Here is a 7,115-nt window from a genome sequence, read left to right as displayed (position 1 = left end):
CGCTGATCCGCTTAGCGGATCGGCCCTCTTGCTGTGCCCTAGCGGATCGGCCCTCTTGCTGTGCCCGCGCGCCATCGCCCCAGGCGCCACTTCTCTCGCAAAAGTTGCAGGTTCTGGTCAAATGGTGCAGGAAGTTCCTGCCCGGTTTGGTTGGAACTTGCCCCGGTTGCGGAAGAGGGGGCGTGCTGGGTAATGCGCTGGATGGCGTGCTGTGGGGGTGCTGGGCGCGATGACGCGGCGCCGGAAGCCGAGCCGCGTCCTGTTTTTTGGAGACCCCCCATCTCCGTGCTAGTCTTTTCGCATGATTATCACGCATCTTTAGGAGCCGCCGCCTTAGCGCGGCGTGCCCGACGTTCGAACCTTGAATCCGTGTGCCCTGTGGCACCGGTGTGTACGATGTGAAAGTTTAACGATGCGAAATCTGTATATCCCCCCGCGGTTACGCGCCCATGAGCGCGCACAAGAACGCGCCGCCGCGCGCCGCCAGCGACTCGCCGAGCGTGGTAGCCGCGCGATCAACCAGCGTAGGTTCGACGTCGGCCCTCAGCCGGCGCGCTGGCCCGCGGCATTCGAGGTTGACTCGATCCCCGACATGGATCCGGCACGGCTCATTCGCTCAACGATCAGCGCGAACAAGGCGATGATCGCTCTCACGGCGCTCATCTCCACAGCGGCATTCGCGGGCACGATCCTCATCGCGTGGGCGCTCGGCATCGTGCTCGATTCCGGGATTGAACGTGGCCTGACCGCCGCCCTCGTCCCAGGCCTCCTCCTGCTCATCGCCACCATCGGATTCCGCGCACTCGGTGCCGCCTCGGAGCCGTTCCTCCTCATCGTGCACATGCGAGCGTCCGTCGGCTGGGTGCGCGCGATGATCCTCAAGGTCGCAGGCGTGCGCGGGGGCGGCCGAAACGCGATGCCCTCGGGCGAGATCGTCGCAGCCGCAACCACCGACAACACGAAGCTCGGCATGCTGCTCTACATGATCCCCGAGATGATCGCGGCCACCGTCTCGTTCATCCTCGCCGTGGTTCTCATGCTGCGCATTTCGGTGCCGCTCGGCCTCGTCGTCGCGATTGGTCTGCCGGTTGCAATCGGGCTCATGACCTTCCTCATCAAGCCCCTCCAAGAGCGCCTGAATGCGCAGCGAGAAGAACGCGGCAAGCTCACGACTCTCGCGTCGGACGCCGTCGTCGGCCTTCGCGTGCTGCGCGGGGTTGGCGGCGAGGATACCTACATCCGCCGCTACACCGAGCAGTCGGACAAGGTGCGCGACACGGGCATCCGCGTGGCCGGCCTTCAGGCCTTCCTCATGGGCCTCGCAAGCGCCGTGCCGGGCGTATTCACGGCGATCATCGTCGGCAGCGGCCTGTGGCAGGTGTACAACGGCACGATGTCGTACGGCGACCTCGTCGCGTTCTACGGCTACACCTCCTACATGGTCATCCCGATCCACCAGGCCACCGGCTTCTTCTCCTTCTACTCGGACGCCAAAGTCGCCGCCGACCGCATCGGCAAAGTCATGGCCATCGAGCCGCTGACGAATGATTCGAGGGTCGACGCCGTCCGCACGGCGAGCGTCCCGAGGAATCACGACGCCGATCGCTCGCCTGCCGAGCGCAGCCCCGAGTTCGATTGGGCCTCGGCGACGCTGCGCGATGGCACGTCGGGCGTGGAGATCCGCCCCGGCCGCCACACCGTGCTTGTGGCCGCGGATCCCGATCTCAGCGCGGATCTGCTCGAGCGGTTGGCTCGAACGGACGACGAAAATGACGTAACGGCCCAGTGGGCCGGGGGAGAAGCGATCCCGCTTCACGCCTTCGAGCTGTCCGAGGTCCGCAAGGGCATCGTGCTCTCCGACGCGATCGCGCAGCTGTTCCAGGGCCGCCTGCGGTCCAATCTTGAGGCGAACAACGCTGCGTGGCCGCTACCACGCGGCGTCGGCCGCCAGATGGGTGATACCGGCGACGGCTCGGGTGTGGCTAACCGCGACCATAAGGACAACCCGATCGCGATCCCCGATAACGAGCTCATGCTCGCGATGATCGCCGCTGACGGGTCGGACATCGTCCAGAGTCTCGAGGATGGCCTCGATGGGTACGTGGCCGAGCGCGGCCGATCGCTCTCCGGCGGTCAGCGCCAGCGCGTGGCTCTCGCCCGCGCGCTGCTGACGCAGGCGCCGGTGCTTCTGCTCGTTGAGCCGAGCTCCGCCGTCGATTCGCACACGGAGTCGCGCATCGCCTCCCGACTGCACGCGGAGCGCCGTAACCGCACCACCGTCGCAGTCACGGCCTCGCCGATCATGCTCGGTGAGGCCGACGAGGTGATCTTCTTGGGCGAGGACGGCACGGAAGCCGCTCGCGGCACGCACGCCGAGCTGTTGGACGATCCGCGCTACCACGCCGTCGTGCATCGTGCCTCGGGAGACGAGAACACCCCTGCCGCAGACCGGGCCGAAAGCACAGACCAGCCCGAAGCAACAGACCAAACCACAGACCAGCCCGAAGCAACAGATGACCAACCCGAGGCCGGAGAGGAGGCCACCCGATGAAGTTACCTCTCGCAACAAACCGCACGGTGGCCACGAAGGTCATCGACCTGTTCAAGCTCTACAAGGGCGAGTTCGCGCTCGTCATCGCAGTGCAGGTTCTCGTGGCGGTCGCGGCCGTGGTCACCCCGTGGGTGATTGGAAAGAGCTTCGACGCCGTCGCCACCGGCACTACCGCCTCCGTGATCCGCATCTACATCATTGTCATCATTGTGGCGGTGATCGTGCAGTTCATCGCGTCGTGGTACGCGGATTTCCGCAGCCGGGTGCTCGGCCAGAAGGTATTCAACGTCCTGCGTGTTCGCCTCGTCGAATCGGTGATGCACCTGCCGCTGTCCGTGGTTGAGGCCGCCGGCACCGGCGATCTGCTCGGCCGTACGACCTCCGACGTCAACCGCGTCGAGTTCATCGTGCGTCAGGGAATCTCGCGCCTCATGGTGGTCTCCTTCCAAGTGATCGTCACGGTCATCGCCGCGCTCGTCATTGAGTGGCGGGTGGGCTTCGTCGTCGTGCTCTCGTTCGTGCCGCTGTTCTTCACGATCCGCAGGTATCTGCGCCGCACCATCGCGGCCTACTTGGCCTCCTCGGCGCTGAGCGCGGAGGTCTCGGGCGACATCACCGAGACGGTCGAGCAGTCGGCCACGGTCGATTCACTTGGCATGAACGAGGTCCGCATCCGCCGCACGTCGGTGCTCCTGCGAGAAATGTGGGACAACGAGCGGTATTCGGCTCTGATGCGCGCGTACTTTTCCGCGACGATGCTGTTCGTCCTGTTCGCGCCGATGGTCATCGCGATCGTGTGGGGCGCGTGGCTGGTTGGCCTCGGCGTCACGACGGTCGGCGCCGTGATCGCGGTGGCGATCTACGCCCAGCAGCTCCGCTGGCCACTCGACGAACTCGGCTGGTGGATCGACGAGCTTCAGTTCGCGGCCGTGGCGCTGTCGCGTATTTTCGGTGTTGCCGAGGTGCCTTCAGATCGCACCATCGACGACGCCGTCCCAGCCAGTGACGCCATCGACGTCGAGGACGTGTCGTTCAGCTATCGCGAAGGCGAGCCCGTCCTGCGCAACGTGGATCTGTCCGTGCGCCCGGGGGAGAGGCTCGCGATCGTGGGCCCGTCCGGCGCGGGTAAGTCCACGCTGGGCCGCCTCATTGCCGGTGTGAACCCGCCGGATGCGGGGTCGATTCGCGTGGGCGGCGTCGAGGTGACGCGCCTGCACGAGGAGCTACTGCACCAGACCGTGGCGCTCGTGACGCAGGAGAATCACGTGTTCGTTGGAACGGTGGCGGAAAACCTCCGCTTCGCGAAATCGGATGCGACAGACGAGGATCTGCTCGCCGCGCTGCGAACTGTTGACGCGACGTGGGTCGAGCGTCTGCCAGAAGGGATCGAGACGAAGGTCGGCTCCGGCGCGCGCGAGTTAGCGCCGTCGCAGGCGCAGCAGATCGCGCTCGCGCGCATCGTGCTGCTCGACCCCGCGGTTCTCATCCTGGATGAGGCGACGTCCCTTCTGGATCCGACTGCCGCACGGTCGGCGGAGCAGGCGCTGTCCCGCGTGCTCGCCGGCCGCACGGTTATCTCCATTGCGCACCGGCTCTATACCGCCTACGACGCCGATCGGGTGGCCGTCATGATCGATGGTGAGGTGGCTGAGCTCGGCTCCCACGATGAGCTCGTGGCGCTCGGCGGAGAGTACGCCTCACTCTGGGACGCCTGGCAGCAGGACTAACGCCGCGCGAAGGCGAAACTAGTTGCTGACGAACATGAGGATCGTCAGCGCGAAGAGAGCGACGATCGAGACGACCGGAATGATCTGAACCTTCGTGACGGTGGTCGGTGGCCAGTGCTCGTCGAGTTGCGCGGCCAAGTCGGTGCGCAGGTGGCTGTTCTTGCGGATCTGACCTGCGCGGATCGTCAGCAGGTCCGCCACGAACTTCACGTCCACGATCCGGTTCTCGCGGCCGGGCGCGTTCCACTGAACGTCCTCGGGGTTGTCTGGAATCTTCTTCCTGTTGCGCCACGAGTTGGAGAACAGGCCAACGTTGGAGGGCACGGCCCACACGCTCATCTTCTTCGACTGCTCGCGCGAGTAGATGTAGAGCCCCCAGCGATTCTCGGCCACGTAGAAGTCCGACCACGGCACGAGGTGCTCGCGCACGATATTCACGATGCGAATGCCACCCGGGCCCACCTCGATGCGCGGATTCCAGAACACCGCCCAACCGATCGTAGCGATAAGCAGCGTGACCGGCGTCGCCCACAGCAGCTCACTGATCCCGCCGTTGGCGACGGAGGCCACCAAGGTTGCCGACGCCAAGAACCACAGCAGGTAGGCGTAGATCCGGGTTGATTTCGCGCGCATTACAAGGGTCATGGCGGTATTGTCTCAGGGTTTAGTGCCCGCGCGAAACCGCGTGTGCTGGGGTTAACGCCGCCCGCCCCAGCAGCGCCCGGCAAACGGGCAGAGTGTACGTTGGCTCGCACTTTTCCCGGCGGTCTTCAAGCGGTTCACCGCGCGGGTCTAGGATGAAGTGCTGGCCAGCGCTTCTGGCCGGCTACGCGGCACTGCCGCCCGGCGCCGCCCAATCGCAAAGGAACCATATGCCCACAACCGTCCGCCATGACTTGCGCAACGTCGCAATCGTTGCCCACGTCGATCACGGAAAGACCACGCTCGTTGACGCCATGCTCTGGCAGGGCAACGTGTTCGACTCGCATGCCTCCGTGGAGAAGACGGGCGAACGCGTCATGGATTCGGGCGATATTGAACGCGAAAAGGGCATCACGATCCTCGCTAAGAACACGGCCATCTCCTACAGTGGCCCCTCCGCGGCGGACTTCGACGCCCCCGAGGGCGTGACCATCAACGTCATTGACACCCCCGGCCACTCGGATTTTTCCGGCGAGGTTGAGCGCGGACTGTCGATGGTCGACGGCGTGGTCCTCCTTGTCGATTCCTCAGAAGGCCCGCTCCCGCAGACCCGCTTCGTCCTGCGCAAGGCCCTCGAAGCCGGCCTGCCCGTAATCCCCGTGGTCAACAAGGTCGACCGCCCGGACGCCCGCATCGCCGAGGTCGTGGACGAGACGATGGAGCTCCTGCTCTCGCTCGCCACCGATATTGAGATGGACGACGAGCACGACGTCGAACTCGAGGCGATCCTCGACATCCCCGTCATCTTTGCGTCGGCAAAGGCGGGGCGCGCCTCGCTCGAGCAGCCGGCCGACGGCGAGCTCCCCGATTCGCCCAACTTGGAACCGCTCTTCCGCGCGATTATCCAGCACATCCCCGCACCGACCTACGATCCGAGCGCTCCGCTCGTGGCCCAGGTGACGAACCTCGACGCCTCCCCGTTCCTCGGCCGGCTCGCGCTCGTCCGCGTCTTCTCTGGCGAACTAGAGAAAGGCTCGTGGGTGGGCTTGGCGGATGGCCCGGACTCGTCGATCGAGCGCGTCCACATCTCCGAACTGCTGCTGACGAAGGGCCTCGAGCGCAGCTCCGCGCCCACGGCAGGCCCGGGAGACATCGTGGCCGTGGCCGGTATCCCGAACATTACGATTGGGGAGACGCTCGTGGATCTCGCAGATCCGCGTCCCCGCCCACCGATCCACATCGATGATCCCGCGATCTCCATGACGATCGGCACCAACACGTCGCCGCTGGCCGGCACCGGCGGAAAAGGGCACAAGCTCACCGCCCGCCAGATCAAGGAACGCCTCGCCCAGGAGCTCATCGGCAACGTCTCGATCCGAGTGCTGCCCACGGAGCGCCCGGACGCGTGGGAAGTTCAAGACCGTGGCGAGCTCGCGCTCGCGGTGCTCGTGGAGACGATGCGCCGCGAAGGGTTCGAACTGACCGTCGGCAAGCCGCAGGCCGTACGCAAGGTGATCGACGGCGTCGTTCACGAACCGTGGGAGCGCGCAACCATCGACGTTCCCGAGGAATACCTCGGAGCCGTCACGCAGCTCATGGCGGCGCGGCGCGGCCACCTCGAGACGATGTCGAACCGAGGCACGGGGTGGGTGCGCATGGAGTTCGTGGTTCCCGCGCGCGGCCTCATCGGCTTCAGAACCACCTTCCTCACGCTCACCCGCGGCACGGGCATCTCCGCCTCGATCGCCGAGGGCTACAAGCCGTGGGCGGGCGAGATCGAATCGCGCCAGAGCGGCTCGCTCGTGTCCGACCGGCAGGGCCAGGTCACGGCGTTCTCGCTGCAGCGCCTCGAGGATCGTGGAACGTTCTTCGTGGACCCGGGCGAGGAGGTCTACGAGGGCCAGGTGGTGGGGGAGAACCCGCGTAACGAAGACATGGACATCAACCTCGTGCGCGCCAAGGAGATGACGAACATGCGCTCGGCCACCGCCGACGTTTTCGAGACCCTCCAGGCGCGCCGGAAGATGACGCTCGAGGAGTCCATCGAATTTGCCGCCGACGACGAGTGCATCGAGGTCACGCCCGAATCCGTGCGCATCCGCAAGGTGACTCTCAATTCGATCGACCGTGCCCGCGAGGCAGCCCGCCGCAAGCGCGCCGCGCAAGCGTAAGCCGCCACGGGTAGACTCATCCGC

The 7,115-nt window shown here is 65.7% G+C and carries 4 protein-coding genes; 3 read left to right on the top strand and 1 reads right to left on the bottom strand.

The annotated features are described in order from the left end of the window. Positions 1-412 precede the first annotated feature (412 nt). Positions 413-2,551, top strand: a complete 2,139-nt coding sequence (locus ACHFFR_RS05225; protein WP_394263223.1) for an ABC transporter ATP-binding protein — start codon at positions 413-415, stop codon at positions 2,549-2,551. Then, positions 2,548-4,278 carry an ABC transporter ATP-binding protein gene (locus ACHFFR_RS05220; RefSeq protein ID WP_394263222.1) on the top strand — a complete coding sequence of 577 codons (1,731 nt, stop codon included), beginning with the start codon at positions 2,548-2,550 and terminating at the stop codon, positions 4,276-4,278. The genes ACHFFR_RS05225 and ACHFFR_RS05220 overlap by 4 nt, the downstream gene beginning before the upstream one ends. Positions 4,279-4,296: 18 nt before the next feature. On the opposite strand, the gene ACHFFR_RS05215 is transcribed toward ACHFFR_RS05220, so the two are convergent. Next, the gene (locus tag ACHFFR_RS05215; RefSeq protein ID WP_394263221.1) at positions 4,297-4,923 is read right to left on the bottom strand and encodes a PH domain-containing protein; all 627 of its coding nucleotides are present in this window, start codon (positions 4,921-4,923) and stop codon (positions 4,297-4,299) included. 227 nt (positions 4,924-5,150) lie between these two features. Here ACHFFR_RS05215 and typA point away from each other — a divergent pair, with 227 nt between their 5' ends. Then, a complete protein-coding gene (gene typA / locus ACHFFR_RS05210; RefSeq protein ID WP_394263220.1) occupies positions 5,151-7,091 on the top strand; it encodes a translational GTPase TypA in 1,941 nt (646 codons plus the stop codon). The last annotated feature ends 24 nt before the right edge of the window (positions 7,092-7,115 follow it).

Origin of the sequence: Trueperella sp. (genome assembly GCF_043424875.1) — a bacterium.
Classification (GTDB): Bacteria; Actinomycetota; Actinomycetes; order Actinomycetales; family Actinomycetaceae; genus Trueperella.
The sequence above is the reverse complement of the archived record's forward strand: the minus strand, read 5'-3'. Positions and strand labels throughout refer to the sequence as shown.